A 24,291-nucleotide genomic window follows, 5' to 3' on the forward strand; every position below is an offset into this window, starting at 1 on the left:
TTTTCTGTCACTCAACGAACACCAGAGGACACGCTAGATTATGCAGTTTGCCGTTTTGTCAGGCTTCCTGCTGGCAGCCCTGACACCCTGGTTGTCCGGGATCTTTCAGCACAGGATCGGGTGGCTGCTGGCTCTGTTTCCAGCCAGCCTTACCGTGATGTTTCTTGGTTATCTGCCGGAGGTGATGGCAGGCTCCACTGCGGTATTCGAATACGCCTGGATACCGGGGATGGATATCTCCCTGACCTTCTTCATTGATGGTCTGTCGCTGCTGTTCGCACTGCTGATCAGCGGTATAGGTACTTTCATCCTCATTTATGCCGGTGGCTATCTGCAGGGGCATCCCGATCTCGGGCGCTTCTATGTGATCATGCTGTCGTTCATGGTGTCGATGCTTGGTCTGGTACTGAGTGATAACCTGATCACGCTGTTTGTCTTCTGGGAGCTGACCAGTATCACCTCCTATATGCTGATCGGCTTCAATCATACCAGTGCGGATGCGCGCAAGGCGGCGCTGCAGGGCTTGATCGTGACGGTCGGTGGTGGTCTGGCGCTGCTGGCCGGCATGGTGATGCTGGCCGGCATCGGCGGCAGCTATTCGATTCAGGAGCTGCTGCAAGAGGGTGATCTGATCCGTGAGCACGGGCTCTATCTGCCGATGCTGCTCTGCATCCTGGCTGGTACTTTCACCAAATCCGCGCAGTTCCCGTTCCACTTCTGGTTGCCTAATGCGATGGCCGCACCGACGCCGGTCAGCGCCTATCTGCATTCGGCCACCATGGTCAAGGCAGGTGTTTATCTGATGGCGCGCCTTCATCCCGGCCTGGGAGGAACAGAGGCCTGGATACTGATTCTGTCGCTGTTTGGTGCCGTGACCATGTTTGTCGGTGCTTTTATGGCGATTCGCAGCACCAATATCAAAAAACTGCTCGCCTATTCGACTGTCATGGCGCTGGGTACCCTGACGATGCTGCTGGGTATCGGCACTGAAAAAGCGATGATGGCATTTGCTGCATTTTTGCTCGCGCACTCTCTTTATAAAGGCGCGCTGTTCATGTTGGCCGGTGCGCTGGATCATGAAACCGGTACCAAGGATGTGACGGTGCTGGGCGGTTTGCGCAGGAAGATGCCGGTGACCGCGCTGGTGTCCCTGATAGCCGGTCTGTCGCTGGCGGGTGTGCCGCCGCTGTTCGGGTTTGTTGCCAAAGAGCTGATGTTTGAAGCGGTGATTGCGGCACCTGCCTTGCGCTGGCTGGTGATTCTGCTGGCACTGACGGCCTCCATGATGGTGATTGCGGTGGCGGCGATTGTTGCACTCAAGCCGTTTATCGGTCCACTCAAGGCAACTCCGAAAGCGCCGCATGAGGCTCCTCTGTCTATGCTGGCCGGTCCCGTGGTGCTGGCGACGCTGTCTCTGATGTTTGGTCTGCTGCCCTGGTTTGCAGGCTCTGCACTGGTTCAGGCCGGAGCATCTGCGGTCGGCGGCTATCCGATAGAGGTCAGCCTGTCACTCTGGCATGGCTTCAACCTGCCGCTGTTGATGTCTTTCATCAGTCTGCTGGTGGGTGCTGCGATCTATCATTACTGGGACAGCTTCCGCTCGCGCCTGCAGCCGCTGGACCCGATGATTGCAAAAGGTCCGGAAGCGGGTTATTTCAAAATGATGGATGGCCTGGTGTGGTTTGCCGACTGGCAGACACGGATTCTGCAGGATGGCTCAATGCGCCACTATCTGCGTGTGATTCTGCTGACATTTGTCGCCCTGACCGGTTATACCCTGATAGCCCGCTACGAGCTGCAGTGGCACTGGAGTCTGGATGTTCAACTGCATGAGCTGATCATTGCCTTCCTGCTGGTGGCATCGGCGCTGGTGGCCTGCTTTACCCGTTCGCGTCTGGGAGCTGTCGCATCCATGGGGGTTGTAGGTTTTTCGGTGGCACTGATGTTTATCCTGTTCAGCGCTCCTGATCTGGGAATTACACAGATTCTGGTTGAGACACTGACAGTCATTCTGCTGGTGCTGGTGCTGTTCAGACTACCGGGATTCGTCAGCCTCTCTTCACCGGGCGAGCGCTTCAGGGATGTGCTGGTGGCGGGTATTACCGGCATTCTGATGACGCTGCTGGTGATGATCACCATCGATGTACAGTTCTTCCCAAGCATCTCCGGCTACATGATCGAGAACAGCCAGCCGCTGGCCTATGGCCGTAATATCGTGAACGTGATTCTGGTCGACTACCGCGCCCTGGATACACTGGGTGAGATCTTTGTACTGGCACTCGCGGCCATGGGCGTTTATGCGATGATCAAGTTCCATCCGGAAACAGATCCCGGTGCCAACAAGCTGGCTGGTACGCTGATTCTGCCACCGAAAGTGTTGCCGCCCCAGCGTAAGGATGTGAATGGTAATCAGGATCTGGAGCTGCAGGACAGGATGGATACAGGTGATTCTGCATCCTCTGAGGATGAAACCCGGCGAGGTGATGCATGAGCATGAAACCGATGAATATGAAGCCGGGCACGCTGATTCTGCACGCTGCTGCGCGCTTTCTGATCCCGCTGCAACTCCTGTTTTCGCTGTTTCTGCTGTTGCGTGGGCATGATGAACCAGGCGGTGGCTTTATTGCCGGTCTGGTGGCGGCTGCAGCGTTCAGTCTCTATCTCTTCTCCTTTGGATCTGTGATGACCCGTGATCTGATGAGGGTTGATCCACGGGATCTGATCGGAACCGGATTGATTCTGGGCCTGGTCTCGACCCTGCCGGCACTGATACATGGTGAACCATTTCTGACAGCGCAGTGGTGGCCACTGATGTTGCCGGGAGGCGTTGAGTTGAAGTTATCCACACCGTTGATTTTTGATATAGGTGTCTACCTGACGGTGCTGGGATCTGTCATGACGGCGGTCATCGCCCTGGTCGAGGCGGAGGAGTAATTATGGAACCGATACTGGCCATAGTGGTGGGCATTCTCTATGCCTCCGCTATCTACATGATGCTCAGACGCAGCATCGTCAAACTGGTGATTGGGTTGATGCTGCTGTCCAACGCCGCGAATCTGCTGATTTTTGCTGCAGCCGGTGTGCAACGAGGAGCACCACCCCTGATCCCCATAGGTGCGATGCAACCGGAGGGGCTGGTAGCCGACCCCCTGCCTCAGGCACTGATTCTGACCGCAATTGTCATCGCCTTCGGTGTACTTGCGTTTGCCGTGGTACTGATTCACCGTGCGTATGAAGTCGTGAACGCGGATGACCTGGATAAGATGAAGGATACCGACACGTGAGACCAGAGGTTGCGCTTCCGATACTGATTCCCCTGTTCTGTGGTGCGTTGTCGCTGGTTTTCTGGCGTTCGCATCTGTCACAGAGAGTGATTGCGGTGCTGGGTACCTTCGCACTGCTGCTGACCAGCATCTGGCTGCTTTACAGTGTCTGGCAGTCGGGTATTCTGGTCATGCAGATGGGCAACTGGGCGGCCCCGTTCGGGATCTCGCTGGTAGCGGATCTGCTCAGTGCGATCATGGTACTGCTGACCGGTCTGATGGGTTTTTGTATTGCCGTCTATTCACTTGCCACCACCGGTCGCAGTCATGAGCGTTTCGGCTATTACCCGCTGATGCATCTGCTGCTGGCAGGGGTCGCCGGCTCCTTCCTGACCGGGGATATCTTCAACCTCTATGTCTGGTTCGAGGTGATGCTGATCGCCTCCTTCGCCCTGCTGGTGCTGGGTGGTGAACGTTCTCAGATGGAGGGTGCGATCAAGTATGTGACCCTCAACCTGCTGTCATCGGCGATCTTCCTCACCGCTATCGGCCTGCTCTACGGACTGGTCGGTACCCTGAACATGGCTGATATCGCGCTCAAGCTGGGTCAGGTGGAGGAGACCGGACTGGTGGATGTGCTGGCGGTGATGTTCATGATCGCCTTTGGCATCAAGGCGGCGGCCTTCCCGCTCTTTTTCTGGTTGCCGGCCTCCTATCATACGCCTCCGGTGGCGGTGTCTGCGCTGTTTGCCGGTCTGCTGACCAAGGTCGGTGTCTATGCGCTGTACAGAGTCTTCACGCTGATCTTCAATCAGAGCCCTGAATTCACCCATAGCCTGTTGCTCTGGGCGGCCGCCTTCACCATGATCACCGGGGTACTCGGCGCAGCGGCCCAGTTTGAGTTCAGACGTATTCTGTCGTTTCATATCGTCAGCCAGATCGGCTACATGATCATGGGGCTGGCGCTCTATACGCCTCTGGCAATCATTGGTGGTGTGTTCTACATCACCCACCATATCATCGTCAAAACCAACCTGTTTCTGATCAGTGGTGTCGCGCATCGTCTATTGGGAACCTATGATCTGAAGAAGCTCGGTGGCCTTTATAAAGAGCGCCCTTTTCTGGCCTTTCTGTTCCTGGTCCCGGCCTTGTCGCTGGCCGGTCTGCCGCCTCTGTCCGGTTTCTTTGCCAAGTTCATCATTATCCGTGCCGCAATAGAAGTTGAGGCATGGGTCATCACGGCGGTTGCGCTGCTGGTTGGGCTGCTGACGCTCTATTCGATGATCAAGATCTGGGCCGAAGCCTTCTGGAAGGCAACGCCTGAAGGTGCTGATCTGAGTGTGCTCAGAGGTGAAAAGCCGGATCGGCAGTTGGTGTTCATGTATCTGCCGATCATTCTGCTGGCCCTGTGTACGCTGTTCATCGGTCTGAATGGCCAGCCGATCTATGAGCTGGCACAGACATCTGCCGCGCAGTTGCTTGATCCAAAGATGTATATTGAAGCGGTGCTGGGGGTGCAACCATGATGGCCTTCATGTGGAACCTGACGCTGGCTCTGATCTGGGTCGTGCTGACAGGCAGCTTCACCGGCTACAACTTTCTGGTCGGCCTGATCTTCGGCTACATGGTACTTGCAGTGATGCAGCGCCATGTGCCGTTGCTGCATGGCTATACCAGCCGTTTTCCACGCTTGCTGCGGTTTATCGTTTTTTTCTTTGTCGAACTGATGAAAGCCAATTTCAAGGTGGCCTTCGATGTCGTGACCCCGATCTGGTATATGCGTCCGGGTGTTATCGCCATGCCGCTGGAAGCCAGGACGGAAATGGAGATCACCATGGTCGCCAATCTGATCTCACTGACACCGGGTACGCTGAGTCTGGACGTATCAGATGACCGCCGTGTCCTGTTTATCCATGCCATGTTCATGGAAAACGAGGAGGCGTTGTTGAAAGAGCTGAAGGAGATGGAGCGTCGTGCCCTTGAAATTCTTCGCTGACAGAGTGCCTGTGGGCCGAATCTGTCAACGACCTGTTGCAGGAGAGTATCTGTGGATATCGTAATCAAGATCACCTTCGCCATTATGGGCCTGGCGATCCTGGTGGTGTTTGTTCGTCTGGTCAAGGGGCCAACGCTGCCCGATCGTGTCGTGGCGCTTGAGCTGGTCGCTTCCATCATGGTGGGTTTTATCGGGGTACATGCGATATCTACGGATAAAGCCAGCTTTATTGATGTTGCGATAGTGCTGGCTCTGACGGCGTTTCTGGCCGCAATAGGCTTTGCACGCTTTCTGGAACGAGGAGGGCCGCGTCATGATTGAGATCCTGACCATGATCACCATGCTCGGCAGTGCCCTGTTCATGCTGCTGGCAGCACTGGGGATTCTGCGCCTGCCGGATCTGCCGACACGCATGCATGCCAGCACCAAGGCCGGTGCACTGGGCGCGATACTGGTGATGTTTGCAGTGAGCCTGCACTTTGCTGATGGTGTGGTGGTGGCCAAGTCGATTGCAGTCATACTCTTTATTCTGATCACCGCCCCGGTGGCGGCGCATGCGATCGGCCGCGCCGGTTATTTCGTTGGTGTGCCGCTTTGGGAGGGGACAGTCAAGGATGAGCTGAAAGAGCGTTACGATCCTGAAACCCATCGACTGTACAGCGGTCTGGAAACCCCGGAACAGCTTGAAGCCTACAAGAAAAACCTGGATATGAAGCCGCGTATCCGACTCAAGAGCAAGAAGAAAAGCTGAGTGATGCTTCAGATCTGATCAGAAGCCAGATCTGAAGCGCCGTTGTTCAGCCTGAGCAGCCAGCAGCCCGGTTGCTCTGAAGCGGACAGAGTGGCCCGGCGGACACTGGGCGAGCCTGGCGCAGGCCAGAGGTGTCAGGGTCCCCAGCCTCGGATAGCCGCCGATGGTCTGGCGATCATTGAGCAATACTATCGGCTGACCATCGGGTGGCACCTGTACGGCACCCAGACTGATCCCTTCCGAAATCATGGTTTTCATATGACACTGTAAGACCGGCCCCTTGAGGCGAATGCCCATGCGATCGGCCCGCGTGTCAACCTGCCAGCCATGATTAAAGGTCTGATACAGACTGTCACCGCGAAACTCTGCTATCTGAGCGCCTGGAATCAGATCCAGCAGGGCCTGCTGGCTGTAATCGGGATGCTCAGATTCCGGCAGTTGTCTTGCCGGTAGTGAGTCTGGCGTATGTGCTGCAAAGTAGAGTTTGTCATCCTGCCCTATTTTGCTGCCATCGCCCTTGTGACCACCCAGCCCATCTCGCGTGACACATGATCTACTGCCCAGAATCATTGCTGCATCAAAACCACCCTTCACTGCCAGATAGGCGCGTACACCACTGATCGGCAATCTGAAGCGCAGGATCTGATGGCGCCTCAGGATGATGGTTTGCCATAGGGGGGCTGGCTGCTGGTCAATCGTTGCACCGAGATCACCTCCACATATTGCGATCTGGCAGTCATGCTCAGCCTGCAGTTCGAGCCCTCCGAGGGTGATTTCAAGCACACTGTTGCCCCAGGGATTGTCCAGCAGACGGTTGGCCCAGGCCCAGGCATGCAGATCTGCCGGCCCGCCCTGAGTAATGCCCAGACGACGAACACCAAAGCGCCCGCTATCCTGCAGCAGTGCCAGTGGGCCCGCTCGCAGTATGTTCAGATGGCCGGATGTGTGAGTGGTTGTCATGACTACTGAACTCCCCCTTGTACCCTATCCCGTACAACAGGAGTGGGATCACCACCGAGGCGAATAAACTCCTCTTTACTGACAGGTATGAAACGCACGGCATCACCAACCTGCAGCAGGCTCATGCCATCACGATCCCGATCGAACAGGCGAACAGGTGTACGACCGATAAGGTTCCAGCCACCAGGTGAAGCTTGTGGATAAGCTGAGGTCTGGCGTCCGGCAATCGCCACGCTGCCGGCAGGTACCCGTGTTCTCGGGGTTTCCAGCCGGGGCAGCTCCAGCGCCTCTGGCAGCGATCCCATAAAGGCGAAGCCCGGTGCAAAGCCGAGCGCAAAAACGCGATAAAGATGCTCACTGTGAATCTGAATAACTTGTGGATAACCAAGGTTGCTCACCTGCGAGAGGCGCTCCAGCTCTGGTCCGACGCTGATGTCATACCAGACCGGAAGTTCATGTATCGGCAGATTCTCGGCTGCCTCATCCGGCTGCAGACGGCTCAGAATAGAGGATAGCAGGGCGCGAATCTGCAGCGCATCACGTTGCTGGCAGTCATAGTGCACCAGAACAGTGGTGTAGGAGGGCACCAGGTCGATCAGATCATCACCGAGTGCAGCCTCACACTCACGCATCAGGGCCGTGATCCAGTTCATGTTCGACTCTTCTATGCTGTCGAACAGGCGAATGATCCAGGCATCGATACCGGCATTTTCCAGGCGTGGCAGGGTTGAGCCTGCAGATAGGGTTTCACCGTGATCTTTCATACCGGCTTTTCGCATGCCCTGAGTGCCTGTCGGATCGCCTTGACGGCTGCGATCGACTCCGGATTGTCACCATGTACGCACAGCGTATCCGCCTGCAGCAACAGCTCACTACCGTCACTGGCGGTCAGTGGCTGGCGCTGTGCTATGCGTGTTGCCTGCTCAAGAATCAGTTGCGGATCATGATGCACGGCACCAGGTTCGCGTCGCGATACCAGGAACCCCTGAGGGTCATAGGCGCGATCGGCAAAGGCTTCGAACCAGAGCGTAATGCCATGCCTGGCTGCGAGGGCGCGTGCCGGCTCCTGATCACGGGTAGCCATCACCATCAGAGGCAGTTGTGGATCGTAGGCGGCCACTGCACGCATCACGGCTTCGAGCTTTTCCGTATCCCGGCTCATATCGTTGTAGAGCGCACCATGCGGCTTGATATAGCTCAGCTGTGTGTTTTCTGCACGACAGAAAGCGGCCAGTGCGCCTGTCTGATACAGCACCAGATTCTCTATCTCCTGCGCGGAGCAGGCCATGGAGCGGCGGCCAAAACCAATCAGGTCGGGATATCCGGGGTGTGCGCCTATACGCACGCCATGCTCTTTGGCCAGGCGCACGGTGTAGCGCATGATGTCAGGATCTGATGCGTGGAAACCACAGGCGATATTGGCCAGATCAACATGCGGCATGACATCGGCATCCAGTCCCATTTTCCAGGGTCCGACGCTTTCGCCCATATCCGCATTGAGGAGTAGTGAGGGCATGGAGATACCTCCTGATTGTTTTTTTATGCCTTGAATCTATCAAAACAAATACGATTTGCAAATAAATTATCAATAAAAAGTAAAAAAAATGTTGACGTATGTCTCTTAGGTTGCCTAATCTTTAACCATGCGTTGGCATTTTATCGCCTTCGGGCTAAAACTGACGCAGTGCTCAATAACAAAAAGCTCAATAACAAAAAGATCAATAACAACAAATGAGGAATCTCATGATGTCTGGCAAACCTTTTCTGAAGGCTGTTCTGGCTGCTGTCGTAGCAACTGGACTGACCACCACTGCGGTTGCATCCACCGAGTGGGACATGCCGACGCCATACGGCGATCGAACCTTCCATACTGTTAATATACGCGCATTTGCTGACGATGTAGCCGAGCGTACCGATGGCGAGCTGAAGATCAATGTACACTCCAACGGTTCACTGATCGGTCATGCTGAGATCAAGAACTCCGTTCGTCGTGGTATCGTGCCGATGGGCGAGCTGATCATGTCTCGTCTGGCGAATGAAAACCCCATCTTTGATGTCGACTCCGTTCCCTATCTGGCTTCCAACTATGACGATGCCTGGTCTCTGTGGGAGGCATCGCGCGAGATCATCTCCGAAGAGCTGAGCAAGCAGCGTCTGCGTCTGTTGTTTGCCGTGCCCTGGCCACCACAGGGTCTGTATACCCAGAAAGAGATCACTGAGCTGAATGATCTGCGCAACCTGAAAATGCGTGCCTATAACACCTCCAGCGAGCGCTTCTCGCAACTGGTCAACGCGGTCCCTACTCAGATCGAAGTGCCTGATATTCCAACCGCTTTCAGCACCGGCCGTGTTGATGCAATGATGACCTCTCCTGCCACCGGTGCCGATACCAAGGCATGGGATTATCTGACCCACTTCAACCACACTCAGCTGTGGTTGCCGAAGAACATGGTGATCGTGAATGACCAGGCTTTCTCGCGTCTTGATCCTGCCGTGCAGCAGGCAGTGCTGGATGCAGCAGAAGAGGCGGAGCGTCGTGGCTGGGAGATGAGCAAGCAGGAGACCGAACAGGCACTGGCTGTATTGAAGGAAAATGGCATCATCGTATCCGATCCCTCTCCTGCACTGTCGGACGCGCTGAAAGATATCGGCAAGACCATGGCAGATGAGTGGGTCGAGCAGGCGGGTGAGCAGGGGCGTCAGATCCTGCAGAACTACATCATGCAGAACTGATTCTTCTCAACTGTGAATAGCCCCCGGTATCAGCTGGAAGCCGGGGGCGATTGCTGCCAGCTACGGTGAATCACCATGCGTTATCGACTGACTCCTCTGTACAAAGCCGGTGCCTATGGCTCGGTTATCTGCCTCTGCCTGATCTGTGGGATGATCACGACCCAGATTCTGGGTCGCATGGCAGACAAATTCATGGTCTGGATCGGACAGGACAGCCTGGGGCTAGCGATCCCCGGTCTGTCGGAAATCTCCGGGTTTCTGCTGGTTGGGGCCAGCTTTCTTGGTCTGGCCTACACCTTCGTTAATGGTGGGCATATTCGTGTCACACTGCTGATCAGCCATCTCTCTCCCAGAATCAGGGTTTATCTGGAACTCTGGTGTCTGACTCTGGCATTGGCACTCTGCAGCTACCTGGCCTGGTACACCTTCTGGCTGGTGGAGGACAGTATCGCGTTCAATGAAGTTTCCTACGGCATACTCCGGATACCTCTGTGGATTCCGCAAAGCGGCATGATGCTGGGCATACTGCTGTTCTGTGTGGCGCTGTTTGAAGCCTGGCTTCAGGTTGCCATCACGGCCTTTACCCGACCCACTGAGTTCATCATTGATGACAGTGGCCACGAATAAGAGCGGAGACTGATTATGTTATTCATGATGCTGGTGCTGACTGTAGCACTGTTTGTTCTGCTGGGGACGGGTGTCTGGGTTGCCTTTGCTCTGCTGGGGCTTGGTTGGCTGGGTATCAGCCAGTTCACCTCGATCCCGGTCGGCGATATGATGGCGTCGGATATCTGGAGTGCGAGCTACAGCTGGGAGCTGACTGCCCTGCCGATGTTTATCTGGATGGGCGAAATTCTGTTCCGTTCGCGCCTGGCCGAGGACATGTTCACCGGTCTGTCACCCTGGATGCAGCGTATCCCGGGCCGCCTGCTGCATACAAACGTGATCGGTTGTGGTCTGTTTGCGGCCGTATCCGGCTCCTCTGCCGCGACCTGTGCGACCATGGGCAAGATGACCATCCCCGAACTCAAGCGCCGAGGCTACGATGATAAGCTGGTGCTGGGAACGCTGGCAGGTTCTGCAACCCTGGGTTTGTTGATTCCACCATCAATCATTCTGATCGTTTTTGCCGTGGCAACCGATCAATCCATAGCGCGCCTTTTCGTCGCCGGTATTTTCCCCGGCCTGATGCTGATCGCGCTGTTTGCCACCTATCTGATGATCTGGTCCTGGCGTTATCCAGACAAGGTACCGCCGGCTGATCCGGTAATCCCTTTTCGGGAAAAACTCTATCGCTCACGTCGCCTGATACCGATGATGGCATTGATCATAGGTGTTATCGGCTCCATCTACGCCGGCTTTGCATCACCGACCGAAGCCGCCGCCATAGGCGTGGTACTGTCACTGGTGCTGGCTGCCTGTAATGGTGCGCTGAGCTGGAATACCTTCATGGAAGCGGCACTGGGAGCAGTCAAAACCTCCTGCATGATCGCCTTCATTCTGGCAGGTGCCTCCTTCCTGACGGCAGCGATGGGCTTCACCCGCATGCCGAGTGAGCTGGCATCCCTGATTGCGACGATGGATCTGTCACCCTTCATGCTGCTGGCGGTGCTGACGCTGTTCTTTATCGTGCTGGGATGTTTTCTGGATGGGATCTCCGTAGTGGTGCTGACCACCTCCATCATGCTGCCGATGGTCGAGGCGGCCGGAATTGATCTGATCTGGTTCGGCATCTATCTGGTGATCGTGGTCGAGATGTCGCAGATCACGCCGCCGGTCGGGTTCAACCTGTTCGTGCTGCAGGGGATGACAGGGAAGAATATCCTGCATATCGCCAAAGCAGCCTTGCCCTTCTTCTTCCTGATGCTTCTGGGTGTTATCCTGATCAGCTTGTTCCCGCAGATAGTCACCTATCTGCCAGAAGCCATGGGTAATCGTTGATGACACAGGAAAAAAACAGCCGTCGCGTGGCCGACCCACGCGGCCCGATTGTCTCCTCGGAACATCTGTCACGCAGTGCACAGGAGTTGTCGGAGTTTGAATTTGGTCTGATCATATCCAGCCATGCATTCAATCGCTGGATGGTGCGCTGCATGACGGCAGTTGGCTTTCCCGAGCTTGGCTCGCTGGATATTCTGGTGCTGCACAGCATCAACCATCGCGAGCGGGCCAAGCGCCTGTCGGATATCTGTCTGGTACTGAATGTCGAAGACAGCCATACCGTCAGCTATGCGCTGAAGAAACTGACCAAGCTGGATTTGATAGAGGGAGAGAAAATGGGCAAGGAGTCCTTCTTCAAGACCACGGAAGAGGGGCGTCGGGTGTGTACCAGCTATGCTGAGATTCGTGAGGCCTGTCTGATCGAATCTCTGGCATCGATTGGTATTGCCCGCGAAGATATGCACCAGATCGCCAACGCACTGCGCGCCATATCCGGCCTGTACGACCAGGCGGCTCGCTCCGCGGCTTCACTGTAAACGATTATGGAGTCTCTGGTCGCAGTGTCAGGTTGACTCCTTGCGCTGAATCAATGCTATGTGGCTGATAAAGGTATAGGATGATACTGAGCCTAATCTGATACACAAGGAAGCCGAAAAATGGTAGAAAAACACGACCTGATCCATGAACTGCCTGAGTTTCGTGAGCAGATTCACCAGATGAAAATGGACAATGCACACTTTGCCAAGCTGTTTGATGAGTATCATCAGCACGATCACGAAGTACGTCGCATCGAGAACGGTGCTGAAGTGAGCAGCGACGAATATATCGAAAACCTGAAAAAGCAGCGACTCAACCTGAAAGACCAGCTCTTTGCGATGCTGAAGAGCGCTGAAGCTTCAGCCTGATCAGAAAAAGTGCCCGGTAACGGGCACATTCTCCTTTTATATCTCTCCGCTAATGGCGCCTTGCCAGCAGCATCTGTAGCCGTTTTGGCAGCAGGTTCTGAATTCTGTGGTTGATGCGTTCTTCATGCCTTTGCCAGAGTATACCCAGCCAGATAATGCCGAGACCGATCATAGTCAGTATGAATGGAAACAGAATACTGTCCTGGAAGACGTTATAGGCCAGATGCCCGAGATAGGTTGCAGCGCCCAGAGCACCGAAAACCACGAACACACGGCGCGACAGCACTGCCCCGATCAGAATCATGCCCAGATTGATACAGAAGTAGACAAACTTGTTCAGCTCACTGTCGGATGAGAGCAGTGTCATGCCACTCCAGAAAGTGATCACGCCAAACAGATAGAGCCAGAAGGCAAAATCCTGACGACTGCTGGTGCGGATATCGATCCAGAAGGCCAGCAGTGTCATCAGCAGTCCGAACCAGATAGAAGTCAACTTGCGCAGCTCCCAGTTGTAGTCCAGATCGTTAAACAGAAAAGGTACCAGATCCATGCTCATGTACCAGAGCGTGACAGCAATCGGCATCACCAGAAATGGCAGGCGATAGCGCCAGAGCAGGATGGCACCGACCGCCAGTGTTGCCAGCTCCATGATCAACCAACGCCAGTCTATCCAGTGGTGCAGATCGCGATAGAAGCGCCCCTCTGCCCACAGGCCAAGGCCATTTTGCAAACCATAGATAGCCAGAGGCGTCAGCACCAGCACAAAAGTGGCCGTGATACCGGCCGGGATCGGTAAGCGCTTGCCATACAGCAGATACTCAGTCAGCCACAGACCGGCTACGGCATAGGCCAGCGCGATAAAGAGCAGCCCCCAGCCACCGAAGCTTTCCCAGCCCAGCGTCATGAACAGGGTCATGGCACCTATGGCGAGCATGCCTCCCAGATAATAGAGTATATGGGTAAAGCGAAACCCGGGCGTGTCCTGAGAAGCCTCTTTCAGAAACGTCCAGAGTGCCTGTGCCTGTTCCTCAGTGATAATGTCTTGATGACTGGCCTGTGTCAGCAGATCACGATTCAATTTCATGGCCACTCCTTGTGCGGAAAAGTCTGTTTCAAATGCCTGAGTAATTACCACAGCGGTCTGTTTGCTGTGCTAACATCAACGTTTGTCTTGTCTGCTTTAGTCTGTCGAGGTTGCAATGAACGAACAAATGGTCGAACACCAGATGGAGTATAACCGCTTTGTGCTCTCTCAGGATGGTCATGATTGTGTGCTTGAGTACCAGATTTCAGATGACCGGATCAACTTCAGCAGCACCTACGTGCCACCTGAACTGCGCAACCATGGGCTGGCAGAAAAACTGGTCAGAGCCGGATTGAAGTGGGCCAGAGACAATGGCTATCAAATCACGGCCACCTGCTGGTATGTGCAGAAGTTTCTGCACTGACAGAACCTGTATCGCTTCCAACTGTCTTATGATTAACCATTTTCCGACCTCCAGAGAATTACAATGCTATCACGTACAATTCTCCTGACAGCAGTGCTCAGCGGTGCTATGTTCAGCAGCAGTGCACATGCTGACTCCATCATGCAGGTATACAAAAGCGAATATTGCGGCTGCTGCAACGACTGGATCACTCATGTTGAGTCTGCCGGCATCAAGGTTGAAGCTGTTAATATTGATGACATTTATGGCAAGAAGGCAGAGTTGGGCCTGCCACAGGAACTGGCCTCCTGTCATACAGGTGTGATTGATGGTTACCTGATTGAAGGACATGTTCCCGCTGATGATATCCTGCGTCTGTTAAAAGAGAAGCCAGTGATCAAGGGGCTGTCAGTACCTGGCATGCCTCATGGCTCACCTGGCATGGAAACAGGGCGTCTGGATCATTACAGAGTGTTTGCGTTTGACCAGTCCGGGCAAGCACCAGAAGTCTGGTCGGAATATAACCAGTAGTGATAGGTTGGGGTCGATAGATTAGATAGGATAGATTGGGGTCAGAGTCGCTGACTCTGACCCCAATCTATCGACCCCAATCTATCCCCAATCTATCTCCAGCCTCTTTACCAAAGCGATAGGCAGAGTGCTGCCAGCAGGATACCCAGGATGTTGGCGATCATATCTATCCAGCAGAAACCTGAACCACGATAGTGATCCCATACCTCTTTTGCCAGCCCGATCAGCAAGGCAATGCTGATCCCTGCCGTCAGACCCAGTAGCCAGCCAAAAAACAGTGTCAGTATCAGGCTGTACACCAGGTGCTGACGTTTGTCGTGCTCCAGTAAATGCTGGCCCATTTTCAGTCGCAGTGTATAAATCATGCTTTTCATGAGAGCAACTTGCCAGCTAAGTCTGAATAAAGCTTCAAATAGGCTTCCCCCATGACTCTGGATGTAAACAGTTCATGAAAACGTTGATGTCCTGCTTCCCCGAAGATCTTCCTCTGAGTAGGGTTGTCTGCCAGGTCAAGCATGCTCTGTGCAAGTGCTTTACTGTTTGCTGGTGGGATGACAAGGCCCGTCTGTCGGTCGCTATTGACGAAACTTGTACCGGTGCCCAGTTCGCAAGTGATTAAAGGAAGCTTAGCAATCTGAGCCTCCAGCAAACTGATGCCAAAGGCTTCTGATCGCAGGTGGGAAGGAAAAACAAACACACTGGCCAATGACAACAATGCCCATTTATCAACTTCATCCACATCAGTGATAAAACGGATATTGCTGGCACCTGCTGCCTGCGCCCTTAACTCGCCCTCAAGTTCACCCTTGCCTGCGATGACGAGCGGCAAACCGGTCTGCCTCGCGGCATCCACCAGAAACGTCAGGCCCTTATAGTAGCGCAATGCACCAAGAAAAAGGAAAAACCCTCTACCCAGCTTTGCTTCCAGGTCAGTCATGCGCTGGCTTGGAACGTGTTCGAGACCTTCCGGATTCAGACCCAGATGAATCACCTGGGTTTTAGTCAAAAAGCGCTGGAGCACCGGACTGCTGTCGATATAGTTCTGCGAAGTGGCAACCACTCGATCCACACTTTGCAGAAAAGGACGGTTCAACAGCGCGTAGACCGCACCAGTAATCTTCTGTCTTACAACATCACTGTGATACGTGACGATGGATCGATAGCGGCGTTTGCGCTGGAACAGGTGTAACAAGTCCTGTACAGGGAAAGGGTGATGAAATTGCACGATATCGGCCCACTCCGACAGGCGTCGGAACTGGCGCAGCATCTCCAGGCTGAAAGGCAGGGACGCAAAACTGAAATTCTGAGGGCAGAAGAAAACCTCTGTGCCGCACGCCCAGCGCTCGATACGAGACGAGGACTCGCGCGTGGTGACCAGCACACGGTGCTGCACCCCCTGGGGTGCAGTAGTGGCTGTTATATTGGCTATGCAGACACCAACACCGCCTATATCCTCAGGTGGCGCCGTCTTGTAAAGATGTAGAACGCGGATGGGCCGCTCAGCCCTCTGCAGCATCAGATCTTACGCTCAACAGTTCATTAACCTGGATAATGTCACTCTCATCCAGGGTGCCACTCCAGCGTTTAAGAACCATGTAGCTCATGATGAAATTATACTGAGACTCGAGCAAGTCACGATTGGCACTGAACTCAGCTCGGGTTCTATCCAGCACATCCACCACGTTGGTTATGCCAAAGCTGAAGCTTCGCTCTGCTGCTTCTCTCGCTTTTGAGGCCGACTCGAGAGCAACAAGTGCTGCGTGAATTTTGGAGATGGACGCCTTGCTGTTCAAGTAAGCAACACGGGTTTCTCTCATCACCTGGCGGCGCACTGTTTCAAGATCCTGCTGGGCCAGTGTAATACCCTCATAGGCAGCCTGATTTCTTGCCGATACCGAACCACCGGAAAAGAGGGGTATCTGGAAGTTAAGCGCTGCCACACCTGACTCCGTGCGGCCAGACTGGGCATTTTCGAACCCGATATTGGTTTGCTGAGCACTTAACGAGGCTGTAACACGTGGAAGATGGCCACTGAAAGCCTCACGTTGTGCTGCACGTTGTGCATTCAGGGCTGCCATTCTTGCGATCAACTGATGATTGTTTGCGAGCGCCTGGTCTCGCCAGTAGTCCAAATCACTGAGTTGAAACCTTTCACCGAGATCGGGCTTTTCAGGCAGCCTTTTCAGTTTCTCATCAACCGGACGGCCGAGGATTTCGGTCAGACGCTCACGGGCTACCTGAACCTGATTATCAGCACTTATCTCGTCCGAGATGAGCCTGTCGAGCCGTGCTGCCACATCCAGTTGATCGGTAATCGGGACCAACTGACGCTCAAACAGGGAATTTATACGTGACAGGTTCTGAGCCACAACCTCTTTTTCGGCACTGATCAGGGCCAGGCTGTCTTCAGCGGCAAGCACTTCAAAATAGCGCTGTATCAGATCAATAGTGGCATGTTGAATGTTATCCACACCCTCTGCTGACTGCTGCTCGGCAATGGCACGGTAACGCTGGTAGCTTTGCCAGACAGCGCGGTCGAACACGATCTGATTCAGAGAGATGGAGAAACGTTCTCCAGCATAGTCGGTCTCTGTCTGCCCGGAGCGATAGTGAGTCTGCGTGATGCGGGCATCAGCCGAGATCTGCGGCAGCAGCGACCCGAATGCTTCACGCTCACGATACTCGCCAAGGCGTGTACTCGCCTCGGCAGAGATGATCCGCGGATCAGCAGACTGTGCCTGCTGATACAGTGTCAGCAAATCAGAATAGTAACCCGACTCGGTTACAGGTTGTTGTTCATCTGCCTGAGTCTGATTAAATGTCAGCAGCAAAGCCAGCGTCAGCGTGCTTAATCGTTTCATGCCGATCCTTTAGTCTTCAATCATCGAACGTGCAAAGGCATTGGTTGCCGGCTGAACGAGGTACTGCAGCATTGTGCGCTCACCAGTATTGATCAGCACTTCCGCAGGCATGCCGGGAACCAGCATCAGATCACCAAGTGTTCTGCGCCCTGTATCGGTCAGCTCTATTCGGCTCAGATAGTAGGGCATACCTGTCTGTTCATTAATCAGGCGATCCGCCGAAATATGGGTGACACGGCCTTCAATCACGGGTGTTGTCGCACTCTTGAAGGCACTGAAGCGCACATCTGCCAGCTTCCCGACATCAACCCGATCGATATCGATGGGGGATATCTGAGCCTCCACTATCAGCTCTTCCGATGCGGGCACTATATCCAGAATAGGTGTGCCCGACTGCACGACACCACCGATTGTATGCACTTTCATACCGAGCACCATCCCGGTATCCGGTGCCGTGATCACAGTACGGTTCACGCGATCCAGCAGTGCGCCGGCACGTTCGCGCAGATCGAAATTCCGAGTCTGAATTTCAGAGAGTTGGTTTACCACCTGCGTATGAAACTCTTTTTGCAGCTGTAAAATCTGCAGACGAGTTTCACCCTGCTGTATCCTGGTTCGAGCGATGGTTGATTGATACTCGGCAATCTCGCCCTTGAGCTGAGAAAGGTTGCGCTCCAGCTCACGCAGGCGCTGCTTGTCTACAAAACCATCGGACAACAACTCAGAGAGATCTTTCATCTCAGACTCATACGAGGTCATCAGTTCCTGCTTGCTGCTGATGATCGATTGCAGGCCACTGATCTGCTCCGTCAGTTGCGAGATGCGTTGCTCCAGAACACCGACTTCACCGCGGTGAGCGTTCATGCGTGCGGTAAACACCTGATTTTCGCTCTGCATCGACTCGATGACACGCAGGTCCATCAGGTCAAAATCTTCCGGGTAGACAACCTCTTCGAGTTGATCTCGCTCAGCGCGCAAGCGGGCTTCCAGCGCGCGCATGGCGATCATCTGGCTGCGCGTCATCTCAAGCTCTGCACGCGGCTGTGTATCATCGATTGTCAGCAGCACATCGCCGACGGTGACCAGATCTCCGTCGCGCACCTCAATGGTGCGCACGATGCCACCTTCGAGATGTTGCACGGTTTTACGATAGCTCTTCACGGTCACAACGCCCTGCGCCAGAGCTGCACTGTCGAGCGGTGCAACGGCTGCCCAGGTTCCGAACATGCCAAAGGTGATAAACAGAATAATCATACCGATGATCCGGGGGGCTTTGTCCGAAACATCCAGCGTGAAGTCTCCCTCACGAATTGCCTGTAGCGCCTCTTTACTCATTGAATACCTCTACTCACGCCTGGCCTGAGCCGCTGACAGTTGGCTTGATGGGGCTGACCGTTGCCTGTGCTGCGCGTGCAGCACTGTTCAGTTCAGCCAGCACCTTGTCCCGGTCACCAAACATGGTCATCACGCCCTCTTTCAGCAGCATCAGCTTCTGCACCTGAGACAGCACATTGATTCGATGAGTGATGATAAAGACCGTCGCACCCGATTGCTTGAGGTTGGTCAATGCCTGGGCCAATGCGGCCTCGCCCTGATCATCCAGATTCGAATTGGGTTCATCCAGCACGATCAGGCAGGGGTCACCGTAAACCGCACGGGCCAGGCCGATACGCTGGCGCTGACCGCCCGACAGAGCGCCGCCGGTAGCACCTATCACCGTGTCATAACCTTCGGGCAGTCGCAGTACCATCTCATGCACACCGGCAAGCGTGGCTGCCTTGACGACCGCGTCAGGGTCTATATCACCAAAACGGGCAATATTCTCACTGATGGTGCCTTCAAACAGCTCAATATCCTGAGGCAGATAACCGATATAAGGACCCAGAGCGGTGCGGTCCCAACTGTAGATATCGGCACCATCGAGCCTGATCTTGCCGCCCATGCTGGGCCAGATGCCCAACAGCGCTCGTGCCAGCGTGGACTTGCCTGCCGCACTCGGGCCGATAATGCCAACCATTTCGCCGGCATTCACCTGAAAACTGACCCCTTTGATGATGGGAGTACGCGAGCCTGGCGCTGCCACAATGACATTTTCTGCCTGAATATGACCCTTGGGGGCCGGTAGTGCCATACGCTCAGGGTCGGCTTCCACCTTCTCGAGCATCTCATTAAGACGCCCGTACTGCGCACGTGCAGTTACAAACTGCTTCCATACGCCGATCATCTGATCAATGGGGGCCAATGCCCTGCCGAGCAGGATGGAACCGGCAATCATCAGCCCGGGCGTGATCTGCTGCTGCACCGCCAGATAGGCGCCTATGCCGAGCACCAGCGACTGAAATATCAAGCGCAATGTCTTGGACAAAGAGGTCAGAACCCCTGAGCGATCACTGGCAATACTCTGCAGCGCCAGTACCTTGCGATTCTTCAGCTGCCAGCGCTCACGGATGCGCTCCAGCATGCCCATGGACTCAACCACTTCGGCATTTCTAAGATTCTTGGTTGTAAAGTTCATCGCAGAGGTGTTTTCTCTGTTGGCTTCACCCAGTGCCTTACTGGTGACTTTCTCGTTGATGATCGCCAGCGTCGTGAGAACAATCACGCTGAACACCGCCATCCAGCCAAACCAGGGGTGGAACATGAACATGATCGCGATATAGATGGGTACCCAGGGGGAGTCGAAAAATGCAAAAAGGCCATTGCCGGTGATGAACTGACGCAGCCCGGTAAGATCCATCAGCGGTTGTGCTGAAGCCTGCATGCCGCCGGTATGCAGCGCCTGTTTGAAGCTGACATCATAGAGGCGACCGCCCAGCAGCGTATCGATCCGTGTGCTGACGCGCACCATGATCCGGGAACGAACCCACTCCAGCCCACCCATGGTGGTCATCAGCAGCAGCATCACCAGGGTCAGCATGACCAGTGTTGAAACACTGCCGCTGGTAATGACACGATCATAAAGCTGCAGCATATACAAAGCCGGTACCAGCATCAGCAGGTTGACAAACATGCTGAAAAAACCAACATTCATAAAGCTGGATCGGCAAGCGTCCAGAACGGCTTCAAGATCCGTTCGCTTTTTCTGCATAACAGGCTCCGTGTGGGAAGGGGTTTGTTACAGGCATCAGCATCAAAAATGTGGGTAAGACATTATTCAGGTTGCCCCGCTCATCAAGCGACAGGCGTGTCCTGTCAGTGTTTTGATTAGAGGGATAAATGCTCTACGCGTTCAATAAAGGCAGCGATTGTATCACGTTGATAAGATCAAATTCCATGGTTTGTCAACTATCATTCCTGCACTGATGTGGACTCATGTCCTGAGTTGGTGGATAATTAGCGGCTCAAAAACTGCACAACGTCACCACTTCCAGATATTCAGGATTGATAATGCTCATACCCGTCATAATGGCCGGAGGCAATGGAAGCCGTCTCTGGCCCATGTCGCGACACAGTACCCCAAAACAATTTCTCTCGCTGACGGGTGATGACAGTCTGCTGCAGCAGACCATCGAAAGGCTCAGACCCTTGCAGCACGGCTCCCCCATCATCGTCACGAACAGCGAGCACCGCTTTCTGGTGGCTGAGCAGCTCAGAGAGATCAGTGTCACTGCGCACGATATCATCCTTGAGCCGGTTTCCCGCAACACCGCACCAGCCGTTGCGCTGGCAGCGATTGCTGCGAAGCGCGAAACCGACCCGGTGCTGCTGGTACTGGCTGCAGATCATCACTTTGAAAATCCAGCTGCGCTGATAGAAGCCATCAATAAAGGCATGCAGCTGGCAGAGCAGGGGCTCATGGTCACCTTCGGGATCAAGCCGACACGTCCAGAAACCGGATTTGGCTATATTCATCGTGGTGAGGCACTGTCTGAGGCAGGCCATCGAATAGATCGATTTGTCGAAAAACCGGACCTTGCCACAGCAACAGACTATGTCAGCTCAGGAAACTATCTCTGGAACAGCGGCATGTTCATGTTCCGTGCTTCCCGATACCTGGAAGAGTTGCAGAAGCATCATCCCGAGATACTCACCGCCTGCGAGCAGGCGATCGGCAGTGCAACCAGAGATCTCGACTTCGTGCGCCTGGACCACGATCTGTTTGCGGCCTCCCCGGATGACTCAATCGACTATGCCGTGATGGAAAAAACCGATGCAGCAGCGGTTGTCGAACTGGATGCCGGATGGAGCGACGTCGGCAGCTGGCAGGCTCTGTGGGAAGTCAACGAAAAGGACGAGAACGACAATGTATGCCAGGGCGATGTTATCACTGTAGACAGCCACGGCTCTTTCATCAGTGCCCAACACCGCCTTGTCACCACCCTGGGTGTACAGGACCTGATCGTCGTCGAAACCAAAGACGCCGTCCTCGTCGCAGATAAGGGTCAGAGTCAAAATGTGAAGGCGATTGTGGATCAGCTTAAATCGGCTCAGCGCTCAGAGTATATTACTCATCCACATGTTCCACGGCCCTGGGGTGAGTTCGACACCATCGACTCGGGCGATCGCTATCAGGTCAAGCGGATCACCGTTAATCCCGGGCAGCGCCTGTCTTTGCAACTTCACTATCACAGAGCAGAGCACTGGATCGTGGTATCCGGTACCGCGCGTGTTGTCTGTGGCGATAAAGAGCAGATCCTGACAGAAAACCAGTCAACCTATATTCCGTTGGGCGTGAAGCATAGCCTCGAAAACCCGGGCAAAGTCCCGCTGGAACTGATCGAGGTGCAGTCAGGTAACTATCTGGGTGAAGATGATATTGTCCGCTTTGAGGATATGTACGGTCGATGCCCGCCCTGAGCAGGTGACCATTGTCAGCGAACGCCCTTTTACATTATCCCTATCAAAAGCCACCTGGTGGCTGAAGTAAAAACTGGAACAGAGATGAACAAGAAAATTGCATTGATTACCGGCATTACAGGTCAGGATGGCGCATACCTGTCGCAACTGCTGCTGGAAAAAAACTATACCGTATATGGTTTGCTCCCGCGCAGAAGTACATCAGAGGTCAATCTGAATCGTCTGGAGTGGCTGGGAGTGGATGACAAGGTTCATCTGATCGATGGTGACCTCACCGACCTGTCCAGTCTGATACGCATCATGCAGAAGGTACAGCCGGATGAGGTCTACAACCTGGGGGCTCAGTCCTTTGTTAAAACCTCATGGGATCAGCCCCTGCTGACCGGGCAGGTGACGGGTATCGGTGCCGTCAACGTGCTGGAAGCGATTCGCCTGATCAAGCCGGATGCCCGCTACTATCAGGCGTCCACGTCTGAAATGTATGGCCTGATTCAGGAACCGATGCAGAGTGAGCAGACACCCTTTTACCCGCGCTCACCCTATGCCGCAGCCAAGCTCTATGCACACTGGATGACGGTCAACTACCGCGAAAGCTTTGATATGTTTGCCTGCAGCGGCATCCTCTTCAATCACGAGTCGCCACTGCGTGGGCTGGAGTTTGTCACCCGCAAGGTCACCGACGGTGTTGCCCGCATCAAACTGGGCATGGAAACCGAACTGCGCCTGGGTAATATCGATGCCAAGCGCGATTGGGGTCATGCTAGAGACTACGTCAAGGCGATGTGGCTCATGCTGCAGCAGGACACCCCGGATGATTTTGTCATTGCGACCGGCCTCACGACAACCGTACGTGACATGTGCAAGATCGCTTTTGATGTTGTTGGCCTGAACATGGATGATCATCTGGTGATAGATCCACAGTTCTTCCGTCCTGCTGAAGTGGAAATTCTTCTGGGTAACCCTGCCAAAGCTAAAGAAGTATTGGGCTGGGAAGCCGAAACCAGTCTCGAGAGCATGATTACCGAGATGGTGGAAGTGGATCTCCAGAGGCTGACACGCGGCTGAAGGCGCACGCCTTGGCTGACACACAGGAAGTCATAAACAGGAGATGGCCATGTCAGACCCCAGCAGAATACTGATTACCGGTGCCAGCGGGTTTGTTGGACAACACCTGTTGCCGGCGTTGCAGTCAGCTTATCCACAGGCCGTACTGACAGCGACAGGTCATAGCCGTGTGGATGGGGATAGTCCTGCAGATGGTAATGGCAAGGTTGCTTTCAAGGAGCTGGATATCACCGACCCGCGTGCCGTCAGCCACCTGATTGAACAGCTTAAGCCGGATGCCGTCATTCATATGGCGGCACAGTCGAATGTGCCCCAGAGTTTCAGAGAGCCTGAGCGCACCTGGCAGATCAACCTTCAGGGTAGTCTGAATCTTTTTGCGGCCTTGCGAGAGCACGCGCCCCGATCGCTTCTGCTGCAGATTGGGTCATCAGACATGTACGGCACAAGCTTCAAACAGGGGGGAGCGGTAACAGAGCAACACCTGTTGCAGCCCCTGAACCCTTACGCGGCCAGCAAGGCGGCGGCAGATCTGGCCGCCTATGAACTCTCTCAGACCAGTGATATCAGGGTGATACGTGCGCGCCCCTTCAACCATACCGGCCCGGGCCAGAGTGAAGCCTTTGTCGTGAGTGCCTTTGCCGCACAGATGGCGCGTGCAGAGCGTGGTGAGCTGGATGAGATCAATGTGGGCGACCTCTCGGCCCAGCGCGACTTTCTGCACGTTCAGGATGTCGTCAGTGCTTACACGACACTGCTGTCTCAGGCCGGGCGTTTTGAATCCGGTGAGTGTGTGAACATCTCATCAGGCAGGCCTGTTTCCGTGCAGCAGGTACTGGATCAACTGTTGCAACTGGCAAGTGTACGAGTGGTCGTCAAACAGGACCCGGCACGGATGCGACCCAGTGATATACCTTTTGCCGTGGGCGACAACACCCGCCTCTCAACCCGAACAGGTTGGGTACCCGCCATCACCTTCGAGCAACTGATGTCGGATGTGCTCGATTACTGGCGTTCCGCAACCTCGTCATGAGGGAGGGGCAGAGGGCGGACCTTAAAATAGG

The 24,291-nt window shown here is 54.5% G+C and carries 26 protein-coding genes; 17 read left to right on the forward strand and 9 right to left on the reverse strand.

The annotated features are described in order from the left end of the window. Positions 1-40: 40 nt before the first annotated feature. Genes F7R27_RS13485 through mnhG form a run of 7 tightly spaced genes read left to right on the forward strand, consistent with a single transcriptional unit; the run spans position 41 to position 6,010 of the window. Positions 41-2,491 carry a putative monovalent cation/H+ antiporter subunit A gene (locus tag F7R27_RS13485; protein ID WP_151704793.1) on the forward strand — a complete coding sequence of 817 codons (2,451 nt, stop codon included), beginning with the start codon at positions 41-43 and terminating at the stop codon, positions 2,489-2,491. Between the two features lie 11 nt (positions 2,492-2,502). Next, a complete protein-coding gene (locus F7R27_RS13490) occupies positions 2,503-2,934 on the forward strand; it encodes a Na+/H+ antiporter subunit B (protein ID WP_338088405.1) in 432 nt (143 codons plus the stop codon). 2 nt (positions 2,935-2,936) lie between these two features. Beyond that, positions 2,937-3,284, forward strand: a complete 348-nt coding sequence (locus F7R27_RS13495) for a Na+/H+ antiporter subunit C (protein ID WP_151704794.1) — start codon at positions 2,937-2,939, stop codon at positions 3,282-3,284. Beyond that, positions 3,281-4,789 (forward strand): Na+/H+ antiporter subunit D, encoded by a 1,509-nt coding sequence (locus F7R27_RS13500; RefSeq protein ID WP_151704795.1) that lies wholly within the window; start codon positions 3,281-3,283, stop codon positions 4,787-4,789. Before F7R27_RS13495 ends, F7R27_RS13500 begins: the two co-directional genes overlap by 4 nt. Further along, positions 4,786-5,259 carry a Na+/H+ antiporter subunit E gene (locus tag F7R27_RS13505; RefSeq protein WP_151704796.1) on the forward strand — a complete coding sequence of 158 codons (474 nt, stop codon included), beginning with the start codon at positions 4,786-4,788 and terminating at the stop codon, positions 5,257-5,259. Before F7R27_RS13500 ends, F7R27_RS13505 begins: the two co-directional genes overlap by 4 nt. A gap of 51 nt (positions 5,260-5,310) precedes the next feature. Continuing rightward, entirely contained in the window at positions 5,311-5,580 is a 270-nt protein-coding gene (locus tag F7R27_RS13510) for an MrpF/PhaF family protein (protein ID WP_206060514.1), read from the forward strand. Then, the gene (gene mnhG, locus F7R27_RS13515; RefSeq protein ID WP_151704797.1) at positions 5,573-6,010 is read left to right on the forward strand and encodes a monovalent cation/H(+) antiporter subunit G; all 438 of its coding nucleotides are present in this window, start codon (positions 5,573-5,575) and stop codon (positions 6,008-6,010) included. Before F7R27_RS13510 ends, mnhG begins: the two co-directional genes overlap by 8 nt. 18 nt (positions 6,011-6,028) lie before the next feature. Here the strand turns inward: mnhG and F7R27_RS13520 are convergent, their stop codons facing one another. From F7R27_RS13520 to F7R27_RS13530, 3 genes are read right to left on the reverse strand one after another with little or no spacing between them, the layout of a single operon-like run. Then, entirely contained in the window at positions 6,029-6,970 is a 942-nt protein-coding gene (locus F7R27_RS13520; protein WP_151704798.1) for a 5-oxoprolinase subunit C family protein, read from the reverse strand. Between the two features lie 2 nt (positions 6,971-6,972). Then, a complete protein-coding gene (gene pxpB / locus F7R27_RS13525) occupies positions 6,973-7,749 on the reverse strand; it encodes a 5-oxoprolinase subunit PxpB (RefSeq protein WP_240776378.1) in 777 nt (258 codons plus the stop codon). After that, on the reverse strand, positions 7,731-8,486 hold the full coding sequence (locus tag F7R27_RS13530; protein WP_151704799.1) for a 5-oxoprolinase subunit PxpA: 756 nt from the start codon (positions 8,484-8,486) through the stop codon (positions 7,731-7,733). The genes pxpB and F7R27_RS13530 overlap by 19 nt, the downstream gene beginning before the upstream one ends. 230 nt (positions 8,487-8,716) lie before the next feature. Here F7R27_RS13530 and F7R27_RS13535 point away from each other — a divergent pair, with 230 nt between their 5' ends. The 5 genes from F7R27_RS13535 to F7R27_RS13555 all read left to right on the forward strand — a co-directional run bounded on the left by F7R27_RS13535 (position 8,717) and on the right by F7R27_RS13555 (position 12,549). After that, the gene (locus tag F7R27_RS13535; RefSeq protein WP_206060515.1) at positions 8,717-9,703 is read left to right on the forward strand and encodes a TRAP transporter substrate-binding protein; all 987 of its coding nucleotides are present in this window, start codon (positions 8,717-8,719) and stop codon (positions 9,701-9,703) included. Between the two features lie 75 nt (positions 9,704-9,778). After that, complete coding sequence (locus tag F7R27_RS13540) at positions 9,779-10,330, forward strand: TRAP transporter small permease (protein WP_151704801.1); 552 nt, start codon at positions 9,779-9,781, stop codon at positions 10,328-10,330. Between the two features lie 15 nt (positions 10,331-10,345). Beyond that, a complete protein-coding gene (locus tag F7R27_RS13545) occupies positions 10,346-11,644 on the forward strand; it encodes a TRAP transporter large permease (protein ID WP_206060516.1) in 1,299 nt (432 codons plus the stop codon). Further along, on the forward strand, positions 11,644-12,180 hold the full coding sequence (locus F7R27_RS13550) for a winged helix DNA-binding protein (RefSeq protein ID WP_151704803.1): 537 nt from the start codon (positions 11,644-11,646) through the stop codon (positions 12,178-12,180). Before F7R27_RS13545 ends, F7R27_RS13550 begins: the two co-directional genes overlap by 1 nt. A 120-nt stretch (positions 12,181-12,300) precedes the next feature. After that, the gene (locus tag F7R27_RS13555; protein ID WP_151704804.1) at positions 12,301-12,549 is read left to right on the forward strand and encodes an HP1242/YdcH family protein; all 249 of its coding nucleotides are present in this window, start codon (positions 12,301-12,303) and stop codon (positions 12,547-12,549) included. Between the two features lie 49 nt (positions 12,550-12,598). Here F7R27_RS13555 and F7R27_RS13560 read toward each other — a convergent pair whose 3' ends face one another. Continuing rightward, the gene (locus tag F7R27_RS13560; RefSeq protein ID WP_151704805.1) at positions 12,599-13,633 is read right to left on the reverse strand and encodes a DUF2157 domain-containing protein; all 1,035 of its coding nucleotides are present in this window, start codon (positions 13,631-13,633) and stop codon (positions 12,599-12,601) included. 115 nt (positions 13,634-13,748) lie between these two features. On the opposite strand from F7R27_RS13560, the gene F7R27_RS13565 reads away from it, so the two are divergent. Both F7R27_RS13565 and F7R27_RS13570 read left to right on the forward strand, forming a co-directional pair. Beyond that, on the forward strand, positions 13,749-13,997 hold the full coding sequence (locus F7R27_RS13565; protein ID WP_151704806.1) for a GNAT family N-acetyltransferase: 249 nt from the start codon (positions 13,749-13,751) through the stop codon (positions 13,995-13,997). A 63-nt stretch (positions 13,998-14,060) separates the two neighbouring features. After that, positions 14,061-14,507 (forward strand): DUF411 domain-containing protein, encoded by a 447-nt coding sequence (locus F7R27_RS13570; RefSeq protein ID WP_151704807.1) that lies wholly within the window; start codon positions 14,061-14,063, stop codon positions 14,505-14,507. Between the two features lie 107 nt (positions 14,508-14,614). Here F7R27_RS13570 and F7R27_RS13575 read toward each other — a convergent pair whose 3' ends face one another. The 5 genes from F7R27_RS13575 to F7R27_RS13595 are packed head-to-tail and all read right to left on the reverse strand — an operon-like array spanning position 14,615 to position 20,456. Beyond that, entirely contained in the window at positions 14,615-14,881 is a 267-nt protein-coding gene (locus tag F7R27_RS13575) for a YfiM family lipoprotein (RefSeq protein WP_151704808.1), read from the reverse strand. Continuing rightward, on the reverse strand, positions 14,878-16,023 hold the full coding sequence (locus tag F7R27_RS13580; protein WP_151704809.1) for a glycosyltransferase: 1,146 nt from the start codon (positions 16,021-16,023) through the stop codon (positions 14,878-14,880). Before F7R27_RS13580 ends, F7R27_RS13575 begins: the two co-directional genes overlap by 4 nt. Next, positions 16,007-17,368 (reverse strand): TolC family outer membrane protein, encoded by a 1,362-nt coding sequence (locus F7R27_RS13585; protein ID WP_151704810.1) that lies wholly within the window; start codon positions 17,366-17,368, stop codon positions 16,007-16,009. Before F7R27_RS13585 ends, F7R27_RS13580 begins: the two co-directional genes overlap by 17 nt. Before the next feature lie 9 nt (positions 17,369-17,377). Then, positions 17,378-18,703, reverse strand: coding sequence for an HlyD family type I secretion periplasmic adaptor subunit (locus tag F7R27_RS13590; protein WP_151704811.1), 1,326 nt, complete (start codon positions 18,701-18,703; stop codon positions 17,378-17,380). 13 nt (positions 18,704-18,716) lie between these two features. Next, complete coding sequence (locus F7R27_RS13595; RefSeq protein ID WP_151704812.1) at positions 18,717-20,456, reverse strand: type I secretion system permease/ATPase; 1,740 nt, start codon at positions 20,454-20,456, stop codon at positions 18,717-18,719. Positions 20,457-20,755: 299 nt separating this feature from the next. Between F7R27_RS13595 and F7R27_RS13600 the strand changes: the two genes are divergently transcribed. The 3 genes from F7R27_RS13600 (at position 20,756) to F7R27_RS13610 (ending at position 24,260) form a co-directional block, all read left to right on the forward strand. Next, positions 20,756-22,165, forward strand: a complete 1,410-nt coding sequence (locus tag F7R27_RS13600) for a mannose-1-phosphate guanylyltransferase/mannose-6-phosphate isomerase (protein WP_151704813.1) — start codon at positions 20,756-20,758, stop codon at positions 22,163-22,165. Between the two features lie 84 nt (positions 22,166-22,249). Then, positions 22,250-23,230: a GDP-mannose 4,6-dehydratase gene (gene gmd / locus F7R27_RS13605; RefSeq protein WP_151704814.1), complete on the forward strand. Its 981-nt coding sequence runs from the start codon at positions 22,250-22,252 to the stop codon at positions 23,228-23,230. 49 nt (positions 23,231-23,279) lie between these two features. Further along, on the forward strand, positions 23,280-24,260 hold the full coding sequence (locus F7R27_RS13610) for a GDP-mannose 4,6-dehydratase (RefSeq protein WP_206060517.1): 981 nt from the start codon (positions 23,280-23,282) through the stop codon (positions 24,258-24,260). The last annotated feature ends 31 nt before the right edge of the window (positions 24,261-24,291 follow it).

The sequence above is a fragment of the Nitrincola alkalilacustris genome (assembly GCF_008973755.1).
GTDB classification, from domain to species: Bacteria; Pseudomonadota; Gammaproteobacteria; order Pseudomonadales; family Balneatricaceae; genus Nitrincola; species Nitrincola alkalilacustris.